Source organism: Bacteroidia bacterium, assembly GCA_041391665.1.
Classification (GTDB): Bacteria; Bacteroidota; Bacteroidia; order J057; family J057; genus JAGQVA01.
This window is the reverse complement of record JAWKNO010000002.1, coordinates 1,518,604-1,542,689: the sequence shown is the minus strand read 5'-3', so window position 1 is coordinate 1,542,689 and position 24,086 is coordinate 1,518,604. Positions and strand designations below refer to the sequence as shown.

At 46.7% G+C, this 24,086-nt stretch carries 15 protein-coding genes; 10 read left to right on the top strand and 5 right to left on the bottom strand.

Annotated elements, in window-relative coordinates; translation table 11 throughout:
• Positions 1–24: 24 nt before the first annotated feature.
• Complete coding sequence (locus tag R3D00_18005) at positions 25–2,169, bottom strand: choice-of-anchor J domain-containing protein (GenBank protein MEZ4775084.1); 2,145 nt, start codon at positions 2,167–2,169, stop codon at positions 25–27.
• A 222-nt stretch (positions 2,170–2,391) separates the two neighbouring features.
• Here R3D00_18005 and R3D00_18000 point away from each other — a divergent pair, with 222 nt between their 5' ends.
• From R3D00_18000 to R3D00_17970, 7 genes are all read left to right on the top strand, one after another.
• Positions 2,392–4,725 (top strand): DUF4838 domain-containing protein, encoded by a 2,334-nt coding sequence (locus R3D00_18000; GenBank protein MEZ4775083.1) that lies wholly within the window; start codon positions 2,392–2,394, stop codon positions 4,723–4,725.
• A 44-nt stretch (positions 4,726–4,769) separates the two neighbouring features.
• Positions 4,770–6,014 (top strand): DUF5009 domain-containing protein, encoded by a 1,245-nt coding sequence (locus R3D00_17995; GenBank protein ID MEZ4775082.1) that lies wholly within the window; start codon positions 4,770–4,772, stop codon positions 6,012–6,014.
• A 7-nt stretch (positions 6,015–6,021) separates the two neighbouring features.
• Positions 6,022–6,984: a glycosyl hydrolase family 18 protein gene (locus R3D00_17990; GenBank protein ID MEZ4775081.1), complete on the top strand. Its 963-nt coding sequence runs from the start codon at positions 6,022–6,024 to the stop codon at positions 6,982–6,984.
• A gap of 220 nt (positions 6,985–7,204) precedes the next feature.
• A complete protein-coding gene (locus tag R3D00_17985; GenBank protein MEZ4775080.1) occupies positions 7,205–8,110 on the top strand; it encodes a hypothetical protein in 906 nt (301 codons plus the stop codon).
• Positions 8,111–8,125: 15 nt separating this feature from the next.
• The gene (locus tag R3D00_17980) at positions 8,126–8,722 is read left to right on the top strand and encodes a CDP-alcohol phosphatidyltransferase family protein (protein MEZ4775079.1); all 597 of its coding nucleotides are present in this window, start codon (positions 8,126–8,128) and stop codon (positions 8,720–8,722) included.
• A 25-nt stretch (positions 8,723–8,747) separates the two neighbouring features.
• Positions 8,748–9,695: a phosphatidate cytidylyltransferase gene (locus tag R3D00_17975; GenBank protein ID MEZ4775078.1), complete on the top strand. Its 948-nt coding sequence runs from the start codon at positions 8,748–8,750 to the stop codon at positions 9,693–9,695.
• Positions 9,696–9,719: 24 nt separating this feature from the next.
• Positions 9,720–10,391, top strand: coding sequence for a lysophospholipid acyltransferase family protein (locus R3D00_17970; protein ID MEZ4775077.1), 672 nt, complete (start codon positions 9,720–9,722; stop codon positions 10,389–10,391).
• A gap of 364 nt (positions 10,392–10,755) precedes the next feature.
• Here the strand turns inward: R3D00_17970 and R3D00_17965 are convergent, their stop codons facing one another.
• Positions 10,756–12,597 (bottom strand): kelch repeat-containing protein, encoded by a 1,842-nt coding sequence (locus R3D00_17965; protein MEZ4775076.1) that lies wholly within the window; start codon positions 12,595–12,597, stop codon positions 10,756–10,758.
• 135 nt (positions 12,598–12,732) lie between these two features.
• On the opposite strand from R3D00_17965, the gene R3D00_17960 reads away from it, so the two are divergent.
• Entirely contained in the window at positions 12,733–14,115 is a 1,383-nt protein-coding gene (locus R3D00_17960) for a SusD/RagB family nutrient-binding outer membrane lipoprotein (GenBank protein ID MEZ4775075.1), read from the top strand.
• Between the two features lie 252 nt (positions 14,116–14,367).
• Positions 14,368–14,976, top strand: a complete 609-nt coding sequence (locus R3D00_17955; protein MEZ4775074.1) for a hypothetical protein — start codon at positions 14,368–14,370, stop codon at positions 14,974–14,976.
• A 386-nt stretch (positions 14,977–15,362) separates the two neighbouring features.
• On the opposite strand, the gene R3D00_17950 is transcribed toward R3D00_17955, so the two are convergent.
• From R3D00_17950 to R3D00_17940, 3 genes are all read right to left on the bottom strand, one after another.
• Positions 15,363–20,300: a PKD domain-containing protein gene (locus R3D00_17950; protein ID MEZ4775073.1), complete on the bottom strand. Its 4,938-nt coding sequence runs from the start codon at positions 20,298–20,300 to the stop codon at positions 15,363–15,365.
• Between the two features lie 49 nt (positions 20,301–20,349).
• Entirely contained in the window at positions 20,350–20,694 is a 345-nt protein-coding gene (locus R3D00_17945; GenBank protein MEZ4775072.1) for a translation initiation factor, read from the bottom strand.
• 336 nt (positions 20,695–21,030) lie between these two features.
• Entirely contained in the window at positions 21,031–21,882 is an 852-nt protein-coding gene (locus tag R3D00_17940; protein ID MEZ4775071.1) for an aminotransferase class IV, read from the bottom strand.
• A 118-nt stretch (positions 21,883–22,000) separates the two neighbouring features.
• Here R3D00_17940 and R3D00_17935 point away from each other — a divergent pair, with 118 nt between their 5' ends.
• Complete coding sequence (locus tag R3D00_17935; GenBank protein MEZ4775070.1) at positions 22,001–24,061, top strand: S9 family peptidase; 2,061 nt, start codon at positions 22,001–22,003, stop codon at positions 24,059–24,061.
• Positions 24,062–24,086 lie beyond the last annotated feature (25 nt).

The following is a 24,086-nucleotide window of genomic DNA, read 5'->3' as shown; positions in this document are numbered from 1 at the left end:
TGTTTTTATAACATTGAGAAATGATTATTCCAGGTTAAACCTTTTGCGAATTTTTACTTTGTCGGTTGTTACCTCCAGAATGTACATTCCTTTGGCAAGATTACCCGTTAAATTCACCTGGTGGTTGTATGAGTTGAGAATAGGATCAAGTTTTTCATGATAAATCTTCTGACCTGTCATGGTATAGATCTCAATCTGCACATCCTGAAGTTTGAGGTTTTCAAAATTCACATGGAACATACCCTGGTTGGGGTTTGGTGCGATGGTGATATTTTTTTGTAAATCATCTTCCAGTCCAACCGTTTCCATGTTGACGGTATCACTAAGGGTAGTGGTTCCGCAATTGTTGGTGATGGCCAGCGTAACGGTATAACTTCCATTATTGGCATAAGTATGCACCGGATTTGGAACTGTCTGTACAGCTGAACCGTCACCAAAATTCCAGCTATAAGTAGTGGCATTGCTGGCATTTGCAGAAAACCCTACATCACCTCCGGTGATATTGAATGTGATTTCACCGTCTGGTAAAGTATCCGTACTATTGATCGTGATGGTAGGGGAAACATACTCACAACCTTCACTGTCGGTAATAGTTCCTGTATAATCTCCTACACCAATCCCTGAGAGATCCTCCGTCGTATCGCCATTACTCCAACTGAATGAATAAGGAGGTGTACCGCCGGATGGGGTGATGTTGATCGCTCCATTTAAGTCGCCGGGGCAGGTATTTGCCGTTACATTATTTAATACCGCAGACAGACTGCAAAATTTGCTGGTATTTACCCGAAGCATATAGGCTACCTGAAATCCGAAGTCTTCCGAATTTGCCCATGTTCCAAACGGATTTCCAGGGAATGTTACCCATCCAGCACCAGGTGTGAAAATGTTGGGGGTAGTTCCAATGGTTATATTGGAGTCGCCTTCCTGCGCAAGGAAACTAAATATACCCGGAGGCAGGGTAATCGGGCCGCCAGAAATGGGCAAATCAATCCATTGAGCACCAGATTGTGTAACCGTGATAGTATCAGTCGTGGCAACTTCAGAAGTCGGCTCATTTGAGAAGAAATAAACTTTTACACTAACCGGCTGCCCAACCATTACATCATTCCCGTTTTCCAGGAAAATGGAAACAGAATTGACGTTAGCCAGATTGGTAAAGGTAAAATTCTGCCCTAATTCTCCCGGTGTACCTGGGCCGATACCCAAACTTCCTGTCTGAATGCCATTGTCCCTGGCATATACCGAATCGGTAATTTTTATGCTGGCTGAAAGCGTATTATTGGAACCATCTGCATCGGTCTCCGAAATGCTGGAGTGATATTCAATGGTATAGGTACCGGTGTCTGCCGGAGTATATGCCGCAAAAGAAGCCACACTGGTAGCCCCGGGGTTAATGGTAACTCCCGCAGAAGTGTCGGTGAAAACGACTACCCCATTTCTTTTTACATCGACGGTAAGTCGGGCGTTGGTTACTACGTTTCCTCCGGTGTTTTCAAGTGTTCCTCCCAGGGTGAGTACCGGGGCCTGATTCAAAGGAATCTGGGTGTATTCTGCATTTGGTAGTTCAACCTCTGCAACCCCTGCATCGAATGCCGCCAGATCTTTTACCACAATATTATCCACTAAAAGGAGAAACTGGTCATTGGAGTTATTGCGCCATGCGAGGTAAATATTCTGGTTGGCATAACCCGCAGCGCCCAGATTTATACTCAGGTTTGTCCATGATGGAGCTGCTGCCGCAATGGAATAAAGCGGAGGATTTGCCAGAAAACCCGCTACATCTGGTGTGGTTGTAGAAATCCGCAGCTGATATCCGTCTGGAAAAGCAGGGTCCTGTGCTTTCACATCCCAGGAAACACCTGCACTTGCCCCAATATTGAGTTGTGGTGTAATCAGATAGTCGTCTGCTATTCCGGCAGGAGTGTACCAGGAAGTACTGGCTGCTACGGAATCACCAATACCTAATGAATCGAAATTTTCGATTTTGATCCACGCAGAGGTGTAGTTGGCGACGTTTGAATTGGGCGTAAGCCCGTCATTATTAATGAGGGTCCAGCCAGATGGAAACCCTGCTGAGTTGAAATTTTCTGATAAATAGATTGTCTGAGCTTGCATAAGTGCAGGCGCAAGAAACCCAATCAGAAATACTGCTAAAGTAATTTTTCTCATGTTGTTTTTAGGTTTAGTTGGGAAAATTGTGTTTCGATGAAAATATAAGTGTAAAGTTAAACAGCTAATGGCAATTTTCTCTACTATTCGCCAGGTGATCATTACATTTCCCCTGTAAAGTGTTGATGGGTAATGTCTTTCGCGCTGATTTTTTTCGACTATACAAAATACTTTTTGTATTTGATGAGAACTTCTGTAAAATAGCCTAAACCTTCTCCTCAAATGGCAAGACATACGCGCTCATACCAGGCCCTCTTTATTTTTGCGGCAGTTCTTATCCTGTTTTCCCCGCCGTTGATTTTTGCGCAAAAGAGTATCAGGAAAAATCTGTCGACCGCCCCGCCTGCTCCGCAGGGGATTGTGCTGGCAGATGCCGGTGGGGTATCCCGTTATCGCATTGTTATTCCGTCTTCTCCCACAGATCATGAAAAACAAGCGGCGGAAGTGTTGAAAGATTATATCCTCCAGATTTCGGGCGCGGCTTTGCCTATTCTTCGCGCCAATCAGGCCCATTATCCTTACGAAATTGTGCTTGGACAAAATGATCGCCTGGATCAGCTTTCTTTTTCCGTAGATCTGAACGAACTGGCCGCCGACGGGTTTCTGATCAAAACGGATAGCCTGCGACTGGTCATTGCCGGTGGCAATGAAAAGGGGACGCTTTACGGGGTCTATTCCTTCCTCGAAAAATACCTCGATTGCCGGATGTACAGCCCGAAGGTGAAAATCATCCCCCCCAGAGAAAAGATCATCCTGGGGAATATTGACGATAAACAAATTCCTGAAATTCTGTTCCGCGATACACATTATCGGGTAACCTGGGATAAAGAATACACCGACTGGCACAAACTTGATCACAATGAACAAGGCGACCGCACCGACTGGGGGATGTGGGTGCATACGTTTAACGCGCTGGTTCCGCCGGAGGTTTACTTTAAAGACCACCCGGAGTATTTTTCTGAAGTCAATGGGAAACGTATTCCCACACAACTCTGCCTTACCAATTCCGAGGTGCTGGAAATCACAATTCAGAACCTGCGGAAAAAGATTGCGCAAAATCCTTCTGCTACTTACTGGTCTGTCAGTCAAAATGATAACCGCAATTACTGCACCTGCGAAAAGTGTAAGGCGATTGATGACCGGGAAGGCTCGCCCTCCGGATCGATTGTTTCTTTTGTCAATCAGGTCGCCGATCAGTTTCCCGAAAAAATCATTTCCACCCTGGCTTATGAATACGGGCGGAAAGCACCGCGCACGATTCAGCCACGGGAAAATGTGAATATCATGCTTTGCAGTATCGAAATCAACCGCGACAAAGCCATTGAGGAAGATCCTTCCAGCGAGGAGTTTAAACGCGATGTGGAGGCCTGGGGGAAAATAGCCAAAGATATTATTGTATGGGATTATGTGGTTCAGTTCAACAATCTTCTCAGCCCGTTTCCCAACCTCCATGTCCTGCAACCCAATCTTCAGTTTTTTGCTAAAAACGGTGTAACTGCCATGTTTGAGCAGGGAAACCGGGAGGTCGGCGGTGAGTTCTCTGAACTGCGGGCCTATCTGATTTCCAAGCTGATGTGGAATCCTGAGGCTAATGCAGATTCTATCATCAATGACTTTCTCACAGGTTATTATGGTGCGGGTGCCACTTACATTCGGCGGTATATTGACGAAATGCGGCTGGCACTTCTGGCTTCGGGCAAACCGCTACGGATTTTTGGCGGCCCCAACGAGGCGGCAGAGACCTATCTTTCGGAGGAAAATATCACAAAATATGAAGCGCTGTTTGATGAAGCAGAACAAGCCGTCAAAGACCATCCGGAAGTTCTGGAAAGGGTCCGCATTGCCCGACTTCCCCTGAAATATGCCATCATGGAACAGGCGAAGAAATTTTATACCGGGGACAGAGGATTGTTTATAAAAGAAGATGGGAAATGGGTGGCGCGAACGGCGATTCGCTCCATGATTGATCCGTTTGCAGACTTGTGTATTCGCCAGGGGGTGACCCGGGTTAAGGAGTGGAGTACTTCTCCTGAGGAATATCGTTCGGCGATGTACCGGCTTTTTTCGCTCGGAATGAACGAACACCTGGCCTACGGGAAAAAGGTAACTTTTATCAGCCCGGAAGAAAATACCCTGCCTGAAAATGCGGGGAAAATGCTTACCGATGGTATCCGTGGAAGTTGCGATTTTACCTTTAACTGGTTGGTTTTCCCCGGAAAAAATCTGGAGGCAGTGATTGATCTGGAAGCGGTGAGGAAAGTACGGCGAATGGAATCTTCGTATTTTCAGTACGGATTCTGGCTGCGTCTTTTCCCTCAAAAAGTGGAATATTTTGTCTCGCTGGATGGAAAAACTTATGAAAGGGTAGGGGAAGTGGAAAATACTTTGCCTATCGACCAGTATGGCGGCCAGCAGCGGGATTTTATCTCTCAATTTCCCCCCAGAGATGCGCGGTTTGTAAAAATAATCGCTCACACCATCGGCAATACGCCTGACTGGCATCCGGGCGCGGGGCGTCCTGCCAATATGCTTATTGATGAAATTGTGGTAGAATAGATGTTTGATTTACCCGATAAAGATTCACCCTTCAAGTTTCCGTTATGAAAACAACTTCTGTTTCCGCAGCTACGCCGGTTTCGACTTCCAGCCCCAACGGTACGGCGACGTTGGCACCCAATCGCGTGGAGTCTATTGATATCCTGCGTGCATTGACCATGGTGCTGATGATTTTTGTGAATGATCTGTGGTCTCTGACTAATATTCCTGCATGGTTGGAACACGTCGAAAGAGGCGTTGATGGCATTGGTCTGGCGGATATCGTTTTCCCTGCATTTTTATTTATTGTAGGTCTTTCCCTTCCGTTTGCTGTAGATGCGCGAAGAAAGAAGGGCGATACCGATTGGCAGATTGTGCAGCATGTATTGGTCAGAACGGTGATTCTGTTGATTATGGGTGTCTTTCTGGTCAATGGCGAAACGCTAAACGCAGCCGCTACCGGTATGCCCCGGCATATCTGGAATCCACTCTGTTGTCTGTGTTTTATACTGATCAGCAACGTTTTTCCGATTTCAACAAATAAAAATATTGTACTGGGTGCGCGGGCTGTTGGATTGATTTCCCTGCTTATCCTCGCGATTGTGTACCGTGGAGGCGATGATGATAACATCCAGTTTTTTGGCCCTCAGTGGTGGGGAATTCTGGGTCTGATCGGCTGGTCTTATCTGGCTTCGGGGCTGATTACGATTTATAGCCGCAATAAAATCGTTCCTGTGCTGATTGGATGGGCATTTTTTGCTGTATTGAGCATGTTGTATCATGCCAGGTTGGTTCCCGGAGTACTTTCCTTTATTCCTGCACCGATTCTTGGCGGTACTCTGGCCGGACTCACCATGGGTGGGGTTTTGACTACGACTGTTTTTCAGTATTTCAGACAGCGGCAGCAAAACCGCCAGATGATATTGACCTTTTTGGGTATGGCGGCTGTGTGGATTGTTTTGTCGCTCATTACCCGGCCTTATTGGGGGCTGGCAAAACTTGGTGCTACACCGGCCTGGCTTTTTCTTTGCAGTGCGTTTACCATTTTGGGGCTCACTGTTATTTACTGGGTCGCAGATATCAACGGGAAAGCCAGTTGGTTTGCGATTGTAAAACCAGCGGGAACGGCTACCTTACTTTGTTATCTGATACCCTATTTTGCGTATTCTGCGATGCGTTTGGCGGGATTGCATTTACCTGATATGTTGCTTTCCGGCGGTATTGGACTGCTGAAATCCCTCCTTTTTGCCTTGCTATGTGTGGGGATAACTGCCGCTTTGACCAGATGGGGGATACGTCTTAAAATATAAAAAGCATATGTTGAAAGTATGGGTTTTGACTCTGTGTCTGATCACTTGTTTTGTCCATGTGAATGGACAGGATCAGACTTCCGACTTTAAAGTTGTCGGTTATATTTCTCTGAATGCAGCTATGGAGAATGCGAAGGAAATTCCATTCAAAAGGCTTACACATATCAATTTGTGGTTTCTGAACCCAGACTCTCTGGGCAATTTTACCCGAGACTTGTCCGCGCTCCATCCATTTGTCGAAACAGCCCACAAAAAAAAGGTAAAAGTTCTTTTTTCGATTGGTGGAGGCAGTAAACAAAAACAATATCACTGGCTTTTGCAGGACGACCAGCGGCAGCAGTTAATCGATCACCTGATGGCAGTTGTGGAGGAATACCATGTGGATGGGGTGGATGTAGATTTGGAAGGCGGGGATATTGACGACAATTATGAAAAGTTTGTCGGCGAACTGGCAAAAGCCCTGCATGCCCGGAACAAGCTCATTACCGCTGCGGTGGCTGTTTATTACAAAGAAAAAATGACCGATAATGTTCTGGCTTTCTACGATTTTGTCAATGTCATGAGTTATGACCGCACCGGCCCATGGCGTCCGGAAAAGCCAGGGCCACATTCTACTTACCAACATGCGGTGGAGGATCTGACCTATTTTGGTGTGGAAAGAAAAATGCCCGCGGAAAAAATGACACTGGGCGTTCCGTTTTATGGTTATGGCTACGGCCCCGAACTTACCTCCAAAGCCATCAGCATGAATTACGGGAAGATCGTTGAACAATTTCCCGGCGCAGAAATGGCCGATGAGTGGAATATGCCCGACGGGAAAATTCTTTACTACAACGGGATCCCCACCATCCAAAGAAAATCGGCACTGGCCGCCGAAAAAGCCTCAGGGGTCATGATCTGGCAGGTGATGGGGGATGCCAAAGGCGCTAAATCGCTGTTGAAGGCAATTGATAAACAGCGGAAAAAATAAGGGTAAATAAATTTTCGCGATAGCTGCCAAATTCCTGCCGGACTTTTGCATTTTTTGCCAGGCATTAATGCCGGAACCAGGTTTGTTGTCTTTTTTCCTAAACAACTTCAACGAGCGGTAGCGTTTGGTGGTTAATCCTGATTCGGTTAACTGCTAAGCGCAAAGCCGTTACTGTTCTTCACAGATTCCATTGAATTTTGTTTGATCAAACAATGGAATTATGAAAAAGCTATTTTATCTGGTTTTCAAAAGTCTGGTTTTTTTGATCCTGGTTTCCCTTTTTCTGCATGAAGTAAAGGGAAAAAACGATTCCAGGATTATTCTGGTGGAAAGCCCATTGCCCAAAAACCAGCGGGAAGCAATTCTGATTCTACCCGGTTTAGGCGACAGTCGTAAAGGCCGTAATGCACAGGAGAAGTTTTTTAGCGATCGTGGGTACGATGTATACATCCCCGATTTTCTGGATCGCAATTCCTTCGAAGGAAGTGTGGAAAATCTTTCGGGGTTTTACGAAATGTATGACCTCGCTGCTTACAAAAAAATTCACGCTTTCTGCTATATACTGGGGGCTTTTGCGATGAATGAATTTCTCGCAGGTAGAACCTCCCACAATATCGCTACCATTGTCTATGACCGCAGTCCTTTGCAGGAAAGGGCACCATTTGTGGTAGTTGAAGCGATTCCGCGGTTGGGTCGGTTGGTGGTGGGAAAAGTGGTCGCCGATTTTAGTACTGTGAGCTATTTACCCTTCAACGACACTTCTGTTTCGGTGGGAATAGTTGTGGAAAGTAAGGCAACCCGGTTAATCCGTATGTTTAAAAAGACGGCCTTGCGCCCCGGGCCTGTCAGCTGGAATCCTGCCGATCTTAATCAGGGCTATCAAGATATCCACTTTACCCGGCTCAATCATGCACAGATGTATCATCGGTTTGATGTGGTGGGCGATGAGATTATGTATTTCATTGAAAACGCTCAATTTTCGCCCCGATCAGTGGATACGGCATATACATGGAACCCATATAAACCCTGGCGAAAGAAGGATGAAAAGTCTGTTTCTCCCAATAATAGCTTGTCAGGAAGCCAACCTTCTGGTGTTTTTATCTTAAAATGGTTTGACTATCAATAACTTAATGCTAAGACAATGATTTCTGCATATCAGTTAAAACCTCGCTTCCAGCAATTGCTGGTTCCTTTTCTGAGATTTCTTCATCGACAAGGCATTACCCCCAATTTCCTTACGATTTCTGCCGTGGTTTTGTCCTTGTTGATCGGCCTTTCTTTGTGGTTTGTCTCCCGGATTCCAGCCCTGATTTGGGTTGTTCCTTTCGGCCTTTTGGTGAGAATGGCCCTCAATGCGCTCGATGGCATGATGGCCAGAACCTACCATATGCAATCCCGGCTGGGCGAAGTGCTCAATGAATTAGGTGATGTCGTGGCGGATGCGCTGGTGTATCTGCCGCTGATCGCCTTATTGCCTCAGTGGCAGTTCCTGGTATGGGCTTTTGTTCTTTTATCGGTAGTCAACGAATATGCGGGCATTTTAGGAAAAGCGCTGGGCGGGGAAAGAAGATACGATGGCCCAATGGGAAAAAGTGACCGCGCATTCACCATAGGACTTTCTTGTCTGTTGATAGGCTTTTGGAGCGGTTTTGCAAACTACTTTCCAATAGTGCTGGGGGTGGCGATCGTGCTTGTGATCGTAAGCACGGTTGTACGGATTCAAAAAGCGCTGATATAATTTTTAAACCATTAATCTTCCTGTCATGTTACTTTCCATAAATCAATTTTTCAGGTCGGAAGCTGCTGTGTTGCTCCTCATTATGTACAGTGTGCTGAGCTTTGCCACCGGATTGTTTTACGTCTGGGGAAAAGTGAAACCGGCTGCCAATCTCACCGAGCTTAAACTCCGCACCCGTTCGTGGTGGGTGATGGCCGCAATTTTCACTGCGGCTACGGTTATCCACCCTGTGGTTACCTTTGTGTCGATTGCCTTTTTGTCATTTGTGGTGTTGCGCGAACTTTTTTCTCTGATGAATCTCCGGATGGCAGACCGGAAAGCGGTGTTGTTTGCGTATCTGGCGATTCCGGTTCAGTATTTTTTCGCCTACATGGGCTGGTATATTTCCTTTCTGGTGTTCATTCCTATTTGTATGTATGTGTGGATTCCGCTGGTGTTGGTAGTTGAGGGGGAGACAAAAGGTATTATTCAGTCAATGACTCAACTTACGGCCATTCTGATGTTGTCGGTTTTTTGTATCAGTCATATGGCGTATTTGCTTTCACTGCCAGATCTGGAAGGATTTTCTGCCGGTGGCCGGGGTTTATTGCTGTTTCTGGTATTTATTACCGAGATCAATGATGTGATGCAGTTTGTCTGGGGAAAATTGTTGGGTAAGCGGAGAATACTCCCATCGATAAGCCCTAATAAAACCTGGGAAGGATTTTTGGGCGGGATTTTCTCAACCGCAGCTCTTGGATATTTCCTTCGGTTTTTGACCCCACTCAATGAATGGCAGGCGCTGGTTGTAAGTTTATTGGTTGGGGTAGCCGGTTTTACGGGTGATGTGATTATCTCTGCGATCAAACGCGATCTGGGCCTAAAAGACACCGGCAATACGATTCCCGGCCACGGTGGTATTTTGGATAGGGTAGATTCGCTGGCCGTAACTTCTCCTGTGTTTTTTTATCTGGTTTACTTTATGGCGTATTAATTCTTCAACTAACGGGTAAAAGTCATGCGAAAAATATTTTTATATATTCTGTATCATCTGATTGTACGGTCTATGCTTCGGTGGGTATTGGGGATTAGTTTCCGGAATACTGAACATCTTCGAAGATATGATCAGTTTATCCTTGTGGGTAATCACAACAGTCATCTGGATTCTATCAGTATTTTGTCCGCCTTGCCTGCGGAAATCATAGAGAAAGTTCACCCTGTAGCTGCTGCCGATTATTTTGGAAATACCGGGCAGAGAGCCTTCTGGACGCGGTTTTTGGTGAATGCAATTCTGATCCCACGCAAAAGACCAAAAGAAACCGGCGATCCTGATCCCTTAAAAATGATGGAAGATGCATTGGAAAATGGTCAGTCAATCGTACTTTTTCCCGAAGGTTCACGGGGAAAGCCTGAAGTTATCCAGCCTTTTCGAATGGGGATTGGTCATTTGTTGAAAGAACACCCGGAGATACCTTATATTCCTGTCTATATGAAAGGCCTGGGAAGATGTCTGCCGAAGGGTAATGGGCTGCTGCTTCCCCTTAAAGGAGAGGTGGTTTTTGGTGAACCTCGCTTTTGTCAGGGAGGAAGTGTGGAAGGGATTGTAAAAGAGGTGGAGTTTTCGGTTCGATTTCTGGAGGACCTGACTTTCCCGCAACCTGGATGGGATTGGTTGGTAATGGCCAAATAAGAAACACCCCTCACTGCGCGATTTGCGTACAGAAAGGGGCGTTTACATGGAAATCCAGCGCTTACCTATTGCGTTAAAAATTTTTCCTTTGTAAAAGAATCGGTTACAGGTAACAGCTACAATGTCTGAAAACCATTTAAATGACAACAACCGTTTCCCATTCATCTCAATTTTCCTGCCTCACGTTGTTACCTGTAACCTGACTTCAAAATCTGTTTAACCCTTACTTAATCTCTGTTTCACCATTTAATTCTCTTCAAAGGTAGGAGACTGGGATATGGTTCCGAATAACAAAAATCACTTTGGAAGGAGATAGATATCTGTATCAGAGGTGATATATGTCACCCGGCCCCGGTTTTTGGATTTATTGGGGCACCGGATAGTAATCCAGCCGATCCAGTTCAGGGCCTCCTCCGCGATTTCCGCTACCTGCTGCCACATAAATAGTGCCCTGATAATAGATTGCCCCTGTCCCATGCCGACCCTGGTTCATTTCCGGCCATTTGCTCCAGGTTTCGGTTCGCGGATCATATACTTCCACCTCCCGGTGTCCAGCTTCCTGGCTTCCGCTTTCACCACAAAGTACCACAAGTTTTCCGTTTATACTCAGGCTACTGCTCCCGGCACGCTGGGTAGGGATTTGCGTAGTTGCTGTCGTCCATTTTTCTGTTGCAAAATCGAAGATATCCATGGCTCCGATGGTGAGTTCGAAGGACTGACCAGTCTTTTGTGAGGAGTTTCGGCCTCCTGCGGTGTACATTTTTCCATCAACTACAACAACCTGAAAATGGTCTCTGGTATGAGGTGCATCTGGCAGTTTTCGCCATTTTCCGGTTTTCGGATCAAATTCATCTACCCAGTTGACATGCCCGTCTATGTGACCATTTTGAATCCCAGCAACTATATAAATTTTGTCCTGATAGACCGTTACTCCCGCAGCTCCCCGGAGTCGGTTGGGGGGGATTTTTCCTCCTATCCGCCATTGATTGGTTTGGGGGTTATAAATGTAAATATCCGCGATGGGTTTTTCTCCAGGGTAAGGCCCGGTGAGGGCGCCGAGAATATAAATTTCCCCATGATAGTTTACCGGCTGAAAGTGGTGGATTTCCTGTGGCAGATTGGCACCTGTGGTCCAGGTTTGGGTGGCCGGGTTATAGATATCCATCCGGAGGATGTTTCGCCCGCCCAGAAGAAAAAACTTTCCATCCACTTCTACAAAACCGTTTTCACTGCGCTCTTTGGGGGAATTGATCGTGCGCATTTGTTCCCATTTGCCGGACATGCCCGGTACGGGTACAAACTTTTGTACCCGCCAGTTGAGCACTTCGGTTACATATAAAGCGCCATGTGAATCGGATGTTATGCCATGTGCTGCATGCATTTGACCGATCTGGGTTCCCGGTCCACAGTTGATGATACCTTTAATATTGCCTTCCAGATCTAGCTTCAGAATTTTTTCCACATCTCCGTCTGTCATGTAAATATGATTGTCCGGAGAAAGTGTCAGCCCCCAGGGTTTGCCCAGGTTTTTCCATTCTGCGATAAAATCGCCATTGAGGTTAAACACCTGAATCCGCCGGTTATTTCTGTCCGCAACATATACCCGGTTATTGGAGGGAATGACCACGTTGTGTGGGTTGTCAAAATCGCCTTTTCCTCCGCCTTTGACTCCCCAGGCGCGAATGAGGTTTCCGTTTTTGTCGAGTCTGACCATACGGCTGTTGCCATACCCGTCGGCGATATATAAGTCTCCGTTGGGGGCAAAGGCAATATCGGCGGGTTTGAAAAACAGTACGCGATTGCGAAGAGAATCGTAAAGTCCGCTAGTTCCGTTTTGCCCCAGTACCATCAGTACCCTTCCTTCCGGGCTGAGTTTAAGTACAACATGGGCATCGAGATCGGTCGTCCAGATATTGTCATTTTTATCGATCCTGAGTCCGTGGGGATCTTTGAACAGCCCCTTGCCAATAGACCTTACAAAGCTGCCTTGTGCGTCGAATTCTTCAAGTTGAAGATTTCCTTTATTGAAAATGAATATATGCCCGTGAGAATTGACCGCAACACCGGTAGGCTGAATGATGTTACCGTCTGGGGGAACCTGGAAAAAGTCAGGGATGGATTGATATTGTAAAACAGGGGCGTTCTGCGTTTGCCCAATAGCATACAGAAAGCAGGAAAAGAGGGCCAGAAAAAATATTCGGTTCATAAGCTGGGATATTTGGGAAAGGATAAGGGAATGAATTTGGGAGAAATATGAAAATAAATCTGTAAAATTCTATCGGTTATGGCTAATTTGTCATACAAGAAGAACCTTAATTTTGTAAAACTCAAGTCTGATTTCATGAAAAAGCTTTTGTTAGTTTCTCTGATCTGGATTGCCGGTATTTTTTCCTCCTGTGGATTTTTAGATGGTAATAAGCCGGGTGATAAATTGCCGTTTGACCCAGAGGCGTATTTTCTCGACGCTATGGTTTCCAATGTAGAAGTGCAGGTGGGCCACTTGCAGCGAATTTCGGCCCTTTGGAGTGGGCAACTTGTTGGTTATACCGGCAGCTATCGTTTATTATATGACTATAAAATTACTTCAGAAGAGACCAATGATGCGTGGCTGGCTGCGTATCCGGGTGCCATAACCTTGTTGCGCGAAGTGCGAAATAATATGCAGGATAATCTGCTGCACATAGGAATTGCCAAAGTCATGGAAGCGTATATTATGGGCACCCTGGCTTCGATTTTTGGTGATGTTCCCTATTCTGATATTCTTCGGCCAAACGTGATCAATCCTAAATTTGATGATCAGTTGATTGTATATGATGCCATTCAGGATTTGCTGGACGAAGCAATTGCCGATCTGGAAGTTGCTCAATCACAAGTACTTGATTATGATATCTATTATAAGGGTGATGCCGGAAAATGGGCAGAAGCCGCCGCCACTTTAAAGGCCCGTTTTTTTCTGCAGGCAAAAGATTATTCTAATGCCTACTCATCGGCTTTAAATGGTATTTCTTCTGCCGAAAATTCGATGAAGTTTTATCCGGCATTGATTACGGGTACCGCCCAGCAAAATAAGTTTTATGAAGCACTCGCCGGCCAATACGCCGGCCAAATAGGTACAGATAATAGTTTTCTGATGGAGCTCCTTGCCTCAGGTAGAAATCATAGCAAAACCAATGAAGCCTCGCGGCGAACCTATTTGGCAATTGATGCTGTTTTTTCCGCCAATAACAAAGGTGTATCCGCACCTCAGGAGCCACAGGGACTCGTAACCTATGAGGAAAATCTGCTGATCCTCGCAGAAACTGCTGCCCGCTTGCAAGGGTTGTCACAAGGCCTGGTGTATTTAAATGAACTGCGCAGTTTCCTCGATAGCGGACTGGCGTTTAAAAAACTTAACCAGACAGATGCAATGGTTTATGAGCCATTTTCAGAAGATGACTTTATCGTTGGGGGGATAGAAAATCCCGATGGCATAAATGCCGTAAGAGCTTTTCTTCGCGAAGTAATAGAAGAACGGTATGTATCTGGTTTTGGGTCTTACACGGCATTTGATGACGCGAGGAGGCTTAGAAAAGAAGACCAGGATATCGATGTGCCCTTTTTGCTTAATACCCCCACGGCTACAGATTATCCAGAACGCTTTGTGATCCCTTATGATGAACAGTCCAATAATGTCAACGCGCCCGACGATCCGGGCATATATGAAAAGACTGCTGTAAATCGATAGGGATGTTTATTTGTAAAAAGTCTGCAAGTCTTATTGACCTGCAGACTGCGCAAGCGTTGTGTGTGTTAATTAACAATTGCTATCCCATAAATAAAAAAATCTCAGGACAAATCCGAAGAGAAAACAATATTTGAAAGGTTTCTCTTCGGATTTTTTTTATCCCGATTGGGTAAATTGTTTCATGTGTAATATATAATAGTCGAACAGATCGGAAGTTGAGGGAATTTTTTTCTGATTTGGAAAACAAAACACATGAATATCACGACCAGTACCCTTTTCTTGCTTCTGTTTCTTTCAAACAGCACCTTTGCCCAGGTAATAACCCAGTTGTCAATCACACCTTCAGAAGAAAATCTTAGGATTTCCTGGGAAATGAATATTGATTTCTCTACGGTTTGTGTAGTCGAAAAAAGTGATGATGCGAAACATTTTACTCCGCTCGCAACCCTTCAAACCGGTATATTCGATGAGGGGTATGCTTCCTACAGTGTTGAGGATGAAAGTGTTGTCCCGGGAATCGATTATTTTTACCGGATCAGGTATAAAGATGAATCGGGAAATTTTCAGCAATCCGAGACTCTTTCAGCAAATATCGAAAGAGAGATTTTGCTTGTGGGTGAATTTTTCCCAAACCCTACCTATACAGGTCATGTAAGCATTGAATGCCGGGCTTTGGAAAACTGCGAGGTGGAACTTTCGGTGATTTCTACTCAGGGAATTGAACTTTTTTCGGGAAAACAAAACTTCCTGATGGGAGACCACGTGATGGATTTGAATTTTCCCGAAATTCCGCCGGGTTTATATTTTGTGAAAATGGAAACCGCTGAATGGATTCGTTTTAAGGGGTTTGTAGTAGAATAGGCCCTCCCTGGATAAGTCGCTGGTAATATAGTGGTGATTGATATGACCTTTTATTGGTCAATTGATATTGCCCCATATTGTAAAAAAACTTACACGGTTTCTGTAAAGCAGCATCCTCCCCTTTTATTAATAAACCGGAATAGCTTCTATATTGTAGTAAACCCAAACATTGCTCAAGATGAAATTCCCCCTAAAACTACGCACCCGCGCTGTTTTGCTCATGTTAATTCCAGTAATATGCCTTATGTTTTGTTTTGCCTCCAGTGGGGACGGTACGCTTGTTTTACCAAGAAGTGCCAGATTGCTGGTGTTATAGATGTCTCTGAAAAGAAAAGGCTGAAATCAGTAACAACTGATTTCAGCCTTTTAATTTTTACATGATTTTTCTACCTCACCAGCGTAACATTACCTGCATAGTTTTTGTCGCCGATGGAGATGGCGTAGAAATAGACGCCTTCCGGAGCCTTGTTGCCATTTTCATCGGTACCTTCCCAGGTTTTGTTGGGTGCATCGGCCGTGAAAAAGCCTCTGCCCCACCGGTCAAATACCTTCACCGCAAAGGGCTCATTGCCATTGTACTGCACCCGGAAGACATCATTGATGCCATCGCTGTTGGGGCTAAACACATTGGGAATCATCACTTCAGGTATGACCACTTTGTAGCTGCTGTATTCTACCGTTTCGACACAGCCATTGACATCCGTAACAGTCAGCTTGACGGTGTATTCTCCGGGCTGCTCATAGGTATGGGTAGGATTGGCATTTCTCGACACATTGCCATCGCCAAAGTCCCAGAACCAGGACACGGCGTTTTGCGACAGGTCAATAAACCCTACCGTCGCCCCTGGCAAGGATAAGGTCTCGTTGGCTGCGGGCTCGGAGCGGAAATCGGCGAGCATATCTTCGGATACTTCAATGGTAGCCATCGTGATCTCATCGCCACAGCCGCCCACGCCAATGGCCTTGAGCGTTACGGTATAACTGCCCGGCAGTTCAAACACATGGGTGGGGTTGGGCCCGTTGACCACGCCGCTGCCATCGCCAAAGTCCCACTCAAAGCTGATGGCGCCTTCGGCATTTTCCATAAACGAGACCACCAACGGTGCACAACCGCCCGGTGCCGAGGTGAAATACCCGGCCTTGGGGGTCGGGTTGACATCAATGGTAATATCTGCCGTATCAGCACAGGCACCCTCACTGACAATGACGGTGTAAGTGGTCGTCGTATCGGGGCCTGCCATCGGCGTCGCTGTGCCGGCATCGCTCAGACCCGTGGCGGGCGACCAGGTATAGGTCGCATTGCCCAGTCCGCCCGTGGCGGTCAACAGCGTTTCTTCATCACTACAAATCCGGGTGGTGTCGGCACTCACGCCCGCCACGACTTTCGGACTCACTGTTACCAGTACCCGGTCAAAGGTCGGACAGTCCGCCGAAGCCACCGAAGCCTGCACCGTGTAAAGGGTCGTCTGGGTCGGCGAAGCCGTTACCTGGGGCAGGAAAGGCGAACCGCTGATCTGGTTGGCCGGGGTCCAGGTGTACACCACCGGACTGCCGGTGGGGGTTGTCCAGCTATGGGTCGCCCGCAGCACGATTTCATCGCCTTCGCAGATCACGGTGTCGGCACTCAGGGCCTGCACCTCCGGCGTCGGCTTGACCGTGATGACAATCACATCCTGGTCGGAGCCACAACCGAAGTTGGAACTGGCTTCGAGGGTGTAGGTCGTCGTGGTCGAAGGGCTGGCCAGCGGCTGGGCAATATTCGGATTGCTCAACCCCGTGGCCGGACTCCAATGGTAGGTGTAGAACGTCGCATCGGGGTCGCCATCGGCTCGGCCCGGCAGGATCACACTGTCGCCCAGACAGATCGATTCATTCTGACCGGCATCGACCGTCGGCTTGGTATCGACGATCACATCGATCTGATCGCCTTCACTGTAACAGCCATTGGACAATACCACCAAGGTATAGGTCGTCGTCTGCAACGGCTGGATCGTCGGCGTCGCAGAGTTGGGGTTCGAGATCGTTCCCGGCGTCGCCGGGGTCCAGAAGTACTGATAGTTGGGCCCTGCGCCGGAGGCAAAACCCTGCAGCTGAATCTGGTCGCCCACACACATCGCCGTGTCCGGTCCGGCCGAAGCCACCGGCAGCGGATTGACATGTACCGTTACCGTGCTCAGCGTATCGAGGGTCGTGACATCCGAACTACACCCATTCACCGATGTGCCTACCAGCGTGTAGATCGTCGTCTGGGTTGGGCGTGCATACGGATTGGGCACATTCGGGTCGCTCAGGCCCAAAGAAGGCTGCCAGTGGTAGCTGATCGGTTGGGGCGCATGGTTGGTAGCGGCCACACTGCCGTTGAGGAAGTCGCCCAGTCCTTCTTCGCAGAGGAACACATCCGGACCCGCATTCATCCGAGGTTTGGCTTTCACCGTTACCTGCACCGAGTCGATATTGCTCACACAACCATTCACATCATTGACAATCAGGTAGTACACCACCGTGTCGGTCGCCTGGGCCACGTGCGGGTTGGCCGTCGGGTCCTGAACCGCATTGCTGCTCAGTCCGCAGTTTGGCGGGTCGCTACACGTCCACGAGTAGAAATATGGCGCAGTGCCCCCCGTTACCGAGGCGTTGATCAGTGCGCCTCCATCTCCTTCGCAGAACGCCACATCCGCCCCTGCGCTGACAATAGGTCTGCTGTTGATGGTCACAGTCTGTGAAGAGGACACCACACAGCCTTTATAGGAAACCGTAAGTGTAACTGTTTTTACTCCCCCACTGAAATAAGTAACACAAGGAGGATTGGGTTGAGTAGAAGTAGGAGGTATAGAACCCGATCCGAAATTCCACAGATAGGTTTGGTTTGGGCCTTGTGGAATTCCTGAATAACTGAAAGTAATACAGTCATCAGAACAGATTCCATTACTGCTGGTGGTAAAAGCCGCAGAGGGTTCGGGTATAACTTCAAAAGAAATTTTAGCTGTATCAGAAATACAGCCACCTTTGCTAACGACCACAGAAACCGTTTTGATTCCCGGGTTGATATAGGAAACTGCCCCGGGGTTAAATGAATTGCTGACAGCCGGGTTTGCATCCGGTCCAAAAATCCAGCTAATGGAGTTTGCAGGCGTACCGTTATAGGTAAAATTAAAGCTATTACCAGTAAAACATTGATTGGCGACCGGTGCAATGCTGGCGACTGGTTGCGAAAGGACCTTTACATTTTTACAGAATAGCGTAGAGATACAGCCATTTTCTTCTACCTGAAGACAAATCTGCTTTGTACCGGAAGTAGGCCAGTAGATGGTATATGGGCCAATACCTGAACCATTGACTACCTGCCCACCGTCAAAGTTCCATGCAAAACTTGCCTGAGGAGCGGCTCCGCCGGTGTAAACGACCTGAACCTGATCCCCTTCACAGACTGAATCTGCGGTAGTAAAAGTTGCAGCAGGTACGGGGAAAACGGTGACAAATTGAGAGAATTCCGGACTTGGACACCCTTTATCTATAACGATGAGCTTAATTTCTTTTTGTCCCGGTGTATTCCATACAAGTTGGTGAGGGCCGGGGCCATTTAATGGAGACGGCAGACCGCCATCAGTATCCCACTGAAAGGTTGCGCCTGCCTGCGCACTGCCTGTATAGTTTACGAGCGTGGGCTGACCTGCACATACCGGGCTGAGGGCCCCAAATGTTGCCGTAGGAATAGGATTTACCGTAATTGTTTTGACAACCGTATTGGAAACACAGTTGTTGTCAATCACATAAACACTTACTGTTTTGGGACCCGGTGTATTCCATGATACTACATAGGGACCTACACCCGCACCGGTTACTGAACTTACGTTAGTACCAAAGTCCCATACGTAAGTAGCTCCGGGGATAGGAGGTTTTGTAAAAGTGATGGTGACGACATTATTTACGCAAACCGCAGGCGGCAGGAAAAAGTCAGCTTGAGGCAGGGGCACAAAAGTTACCTTTACTGTATCAGAGTCTGTACAGGCGTTTTCATCCGTTGCATGTACAACATAGTTAAAGGTTTGCTGGAATGTTGTAATGAGCGTAGCTGTGGGGTTGGCAGAGTTTAGCGGCCCCTGAAGTCCTATATTCGATTGCCATGTGTAAGTGACCAGCGGATCGGGAGCACCTCCAAGAATAGCAGGGACACCGGAGCAAACTCCCTGGTCTGGCCCCGCGTCCACTTTGAAAGGATCCAGGATCGTCATTACTGCCGTATCACTGAGACAACTGAGTATATTTAAGGCCAGGATCAGCGTTTCCGGACCTTCAGTAATTCCATCAGCGATGATAGTTACAGGCAGGTTGAGAGAATCTTTTCCTGCGGGGATCGTAACAGATGAAGGCAGCGGCACATAGTCAGCACCACTGGTAGCTGTACCAAGGATGGTGAAATTGATAGTAAGCGGAACGGTGGTATCGCCTGGATTGTAGAAGGTAAAGTAACCGTTTACACATTCTTCAACCGCTTCCGGACTGAATGGATTGTTGAAGTTCCGGGCGATGACAGCTGGCGGATCTTCGCCGCAGGTAACTTCCTCCAGAAATACACCTGAGTCAAGGATTTGATCGCTTTCATCAGCAATGACAAACTTGAGCGTATAGGTCTGGCAGGGAACGACAGCTGCTTTACCCGTCAGTACTACGGTGCGGCTGTTGTATCCGGTACCGCCTGCATTGGCTACAAAAAATGCCGCATTATTACCGGCATTCACATTGCTGATGGATACCGGCGCATTAGTTACCGGGATGGTTGCAATATTGGTAAATGCCGGAAACCCGGGTCCCTGTATGAATGCCGCAAATACGTCATCAATAGAGTTGACGAATGTAGGGTATTCATTTGATGCAAATACATAACGAAACTTAACTGTATCACATGAGGGTACGAAATCAAATGTGATCGCACAGGCATCAAAAGTATTGTTAAACGGAGGACCCCATTGTGGAAGGGCGTTGATGGTCGGGTCCCCAGGGAAATTATTTCCCTGACTTCCCCCTGTCGGAGGGGTTGCATTGGTAATGGAGCCTGTCGTCAGTACAGTGCCACCAGGAAGGCCCATTGCAGCACCATTTCCCAAAAATGCACCCATCGCAGGAGTACCCGTATTGTTGGTTGTATCACAATTAATGATAATGGAGCCAGGTACAATATCTATACCCGATCCTTCCAGTTGTGTAACATATTGGGAGAACGGCACACCCGTGGAAACAGTCACCTGGGCATGGGAAATAATCGTCCCCCCAAGTAGAAAACTGAATGACAATAACTGGAAAAATAAGCGTAATGGTATGTTCATATGCAAGCAAGTAAGTGAAACCAAAAATATAAAAACCTAACAAGGGTAATCATCCACCTGAAAATTTATATTTAAACCCGAGTTTTTGCAGTTCATTGCCCACCTTTTCCTTAAAATCTCCCTGAAGCATAATCTCTCCATCCTTGACCGCGCCCCCGCAGCCACAGGTGTTTTTTAGCTTTTTCCCCAATTCTTTCATTTCGGATTCGGGCCCTCGAAATCCTGTAATAAGCGTCACAACCTTGTTTCCCTTGAGTCTTTGACGACTTACCCGGAGGTCTTGTTTCCTGGGATCAAAAGGTGAGTCATCCTCCTGATCTTCCATGCCCTCATAAAGATATTCCGGATCTGTGGAGTAAATGATTCCGTCCGTATTTCTTTTCTTTTTTGCCATCAGTAGTGGTGGAGTTTTGGTAAAACTACCATTTTCTGCGATATTTTTTAATAAAATTTAACATATGCGTAGTAGATTTTACCTGTACTTTTGGCCTTTATTTCTGTGTTTTCCTGATTTTTCCAACCCCCAAACCGGGATAATTACCCTTTCATCATAACCTATTTTCCAAAATCTTTGCCAATCCGCCGCGCTTTCATTCGCTGGAAGCCCCTTTGGGGATTTTTTGTTACCATTTGCGCTTCGCACTCTGCAAAATATTACGTATTTAAATCTCTGTTTTTGGAAAGTTTTGACTTTCTGACCATCGGGTTCTTTTTGCAAATCGGGCACCGGCTACTTCTTTGTTTCGGAATTGACCATTTGCATCAGGCAGTTTTTTAAAAAAGGAACCATCGTAAAGGCCCTTACATCCAGTAACTGGTCCTTCCATTGTCTTACGGGCATGATTCCCCGCATGCTGTTGGTCAGGAAAATCTCGTCGGCCTGAGAGAGATCCCTGCTCTTGAGCTTTTTTTCCGCAAAGTTTAATTTCAGCTCTCCCGCAAGACGAATTACCCGCTTCCGCATGATTCCGTCCACACATCCTGCGCTTAAAGGGGGCGTGAGAATTTTCTGTTTTTCAATAATAAATATATTGGATGAGGATGTCTCTGAAACATACCCGTTGCAGTACAAAACCGATTCGTCAAACCCTTTTTCTTCTGCATGGATGGCTGCCATAACATAGGGTAAGGCACTGGTTGTTTTGAATGGCGATAAAAGGTTGGAATTCAAGCTGATATCTGTGTACTCTGTGAGTGTATATGTTGCCTTTGACTGAAAATAATCGTCTTTCAATGCATAGCCTTCCAACAAATAATATGGTGAATGGCTGATTGGTTTATAGTTGCCCTCTCCGGACCGGAAAATGCGCAGAGAAACCTTGCCGTGTTTGTCTATTCCGCTTATTTCCATCATTCGTCTCAACTCACTGGTGATTTTTTCAGCAAAGCTATCTGCCTGAAATTCAAACTTTAGCGCCTTCATTCCATTTGTCATCCGCGCGAGGTGGCTATCCAGCGAAAGTGGATGCCCGTTGTGTATCCTGATAGTTTCAAACAGGCCATCTCCATATCGGAATGAGCGGTTAAGGAATGTCGCTTCCGGATCACCCGGGGCATAAAGTTTTCCGTTGAGAATTATCATGGTGCAAAATAAACGATTCGGATTGACTTTTTTTAACGGAGAATGACCAGTCCGTTTACTTTTATCTATATTTGGCATTCGTGTTTTTTGTGAATTACAAAGTGGTAAGATGAATGTTATGAATTTTACAGCTATTCGTTTATTCCCGGCGTTTTTACTGCTGGCAGTTTTTGATTTTACGGCATCCTTTTCTGGATTTGGCCAGACGGGTCGCCTAACCCCGGAAAAGCTCTGGGAAATGGGCAGAGTTTCTCAGGATGATATCTCCCCCGACGGTAAAACCGTGGTGTTTGGGATTACCCGCTATAATCTTGCTGAGAATAAGGGAAACCGGGATTTGTACACAGTCTCTACAGCAGGCGGTGAAATAAGAAAAATCACTGCGTTTGAAGGCAGTGAATCGCAGGCAAAATGGCGGCCTGATGGAAAAAAAATCGGGTTTATTTCTTCCGAATCCGGCTCATCCCAATTGTGGGAAATGAGCGCCGACGGGTCCAATAAAATGCAGGTGTCAAAAGTGGAAGGTGGAATATCGGGTTTCCTTTATGCGCCTACAGGTGATAAAATCCTTTATACCAGGGATGTGAAAATCGATTCTACTGTCACGGAGCTTTACCCCGACCTGCCGCTGGCAAAAGCCCGCATTATCGACGATCTGATGTACCGCCACTGGAATCAATGGCATGACTTCAGTTACAGTCATATTTTTGTGGTTGATTATGAAGACGGAAAAATTACCGGCGACCCGATCGATATCATGCATGGTGAGCCATTTGACTCGCCCATGAACCCATTTGGCGGTATTGAACAAATCGCATGGAGCCCCAATGGTTTTCTTATCGCTTATACCTGCAAAAAACTCTCCGGTAAAGCATTCGCCGTCAGCACCAATTCGGATATCTATCTTTATGACCTTCAGGCTGAAAAAACTACCAACCTTACCGAAGGCATGCTGGGCTATGATCTGGACCCTGTGTTTTCTCCCGATGGAAAACACCTTGCGTGGAACAGTATGGAAACTCCGGGATTTGAATCTGACCGCAACCGGATATTTGTTATGAATGTGCAATCGCTGCACAAAGAGGAAATTACAGAAGGCCTCGACCAGGAAGCCAATCACCCGCAATGGAGCGCAGATGGTAAAACGATCTATTTTATCACCGGTGTACAGGCAACCTATCAGTTGGCAAGTATTGAAGTGGAAAGTAAAAAATACCGCCAGATTACTTCCGGAGAGCATAATTACAACAGTTTCAATATCGGCGACAAAGGCCTCGTAGCCGCAAAAACCACGCTTTCTTCCCCGCAGGAATTATTTCTTGTCGATCTGAAAACAGGCAAAGATACTCCGCTTACGACCGCCAACGATTTTCTGCTCAAGCAGCTTGCAATGGGGAAAGTGGAAAAAAGAATGATCAAAACTACCGATGGAGAAGATATGCTCACATGGGTGATTTTTCCTCCCGGGTTTGATGAAAATAAAAAATACCCCACGCTGTTGTACTGTCAGGGCGGGCCACAGTCTGCGGTCAGTCAGTCTTTTTCCTACCGGTGGAATTTTCAACTGATGGCTGCCAATGACTATATCATCATCGCCCCCAATCGTCGGGGTTTGCCTTCCTTCGGACAACAGTGGAATGATGAAATCAGCGGTGACTGGGGCGGGCAGGCCATGAAAGATTATCTCAGCGCAGTGGATGCGGTTTCCAAAGAACCTTATGTGGACGCCGACCGTCTGGGTGCTGTAGGGGCCTCGTATGGTGGATACTCAGTGTACTGGCTGGCCGGCAATCACGAAAAACGATTTAAGGCTTTTATCGCACACTGCGGGGTATTTAATCTGGAGAGCATGTATGGAACGACGGAGGAACTGTTTTTTGTAAACCATGATTTGGGTGGACCATATTGGAAAAACAAGCCCAACCCTTCCTACAAAATATTTTCTCCCCATTTGTATGCCGCAAACTGGGATACGCCTATTCTGGTGATTCATAATGAAAAGGATTTTCGTGTTCCGCTGGGTGAGGGAATGCAAGCTTTTACTGCGGCGCGAATGCAGGATATCCCGGCTCGTTTTCTCTATTTCCCGGATGAAGGACACTGGGTGTTGGGGCCACAAAATGGCGTCTTATGGCACCGGGTATTCTTCGAATGGCTGGATACGTACCTGAAACCCTAAGCTTCTGTACAGCAGAGCGATTGAG

What these genes read in the sequence shown, in the direction of transcription:
- R3D00_18005 (MEZ4775084.1), bottom strand. Translation starts at nt 2,169, where the DNA reads ATGAGAAAAATTACTTTAGCAGTATTTCTGATTGGGTTTCTTGCGCCT.
- R3D00_18000 (MEZ4775083.1), top strand. Translation starts at nt 2,392, where the DNA reads ATGGCAAGACATACGCGCTCATACCAGGCCCTCTTTATTTTTGCGGCA.
- R3D00_17995 (MEZ4775082.1), top strand. Translation starts at nt 4,770, where the DNA reads ATGAAAACAACTTCTGTTTCCGCAGCTACGCCGGTTTCGACTTCCAGC.
- R3D00_17990 (MEZ4775081.1), top strand. Translation starts at nt 6,022, where the DNA reads ATGTTGAAAGTATGGGTTTTGACTCTGTGTCTGATCACTTGTTTTGTC.
- R3D00_17985 (MEZ4775080.1), top strand. Translation starts at nt 7,205, where the DNA reads ATGAAAAAGCTATTTTATCTGGTTTTCAAAAGTCTGGTTTTTTTGATC.
- R3D00_17980 (MEZ4775079.1), top strand. Translation starts at nt 8,126, where the DNA reads ATGATTTCTGCATATCAGTTAAAACCTCGCTTCCAGCAATTGCTGGTT.
- R3D00_17975 (MEZ4775078.1), top strand. Translation starts at nt 8,748, where the DNA reads ATGTTACTTTCCATAAATCAATTTTTCAGGTCGGAAGCTGCTGTGTTG.
- R3D00_17970 (MEZ4775077.1), top strand. Translation starts at nt 9,720, where the DNA reads ATGCGAAAAATATTTTTATATATTCTGTATCATCTGATTGTACGGTCT.
- R3D00_17965 (MEZ4775076.1), bottom strand. Translation starts at nt 12,597, where the DNA reads ATGAACCGAATATTTTTTCTGGCCCTCTTTTCCTGCTTTCTGTATGCT.
- R3D00_17960 (MEZ4775075.1), top strand. Translation starts at nt 12,733, where the DNA reads ATGAAAAAGCTTTTGTTAGTTTCTCTGATCTGGATTGCCGGTATTTTT.
- R3D00_17955 (MEZ4775074.1), top strand. Translation starts at nt 14,368, where the DNA reads ATGAATATCACGACCAGTACCCTTTTCTTGCTTCTGTTTCTTTCAAAC.
- R3D00_17950 (MEZ4775073.1), bottom strand. Translation starts at nt 20,300, where the DNA reads ATGAACATACCATTACGCTTATTTTTCCAGTTATTGTCATTCAGTTTT.
- R3D00_17945 (MEZ4775072.1), bottom strand. Translation starts at nt 20,694, where the DNA reads ATGGCAAAAAAGAAAAGAAATACGGACGGAATCATTTACTCCACAGAT.
- R3D00_17940 (MEZ4775071.1), bottom strand. Translation starts at nt 21,882, where the DNA reads ATGATAATTCTCAACGGAAAACTTTATGCCCCGGGTGATCCGGAAGCG.
- R3D00_17935 (MEZ4775070.1), top strand. Translation starts at nt 22,001, where the DNA reads ATGAATTTTACAGCTATTCGTTTATTCCCGGCGTTTTTACTGCTGGCA.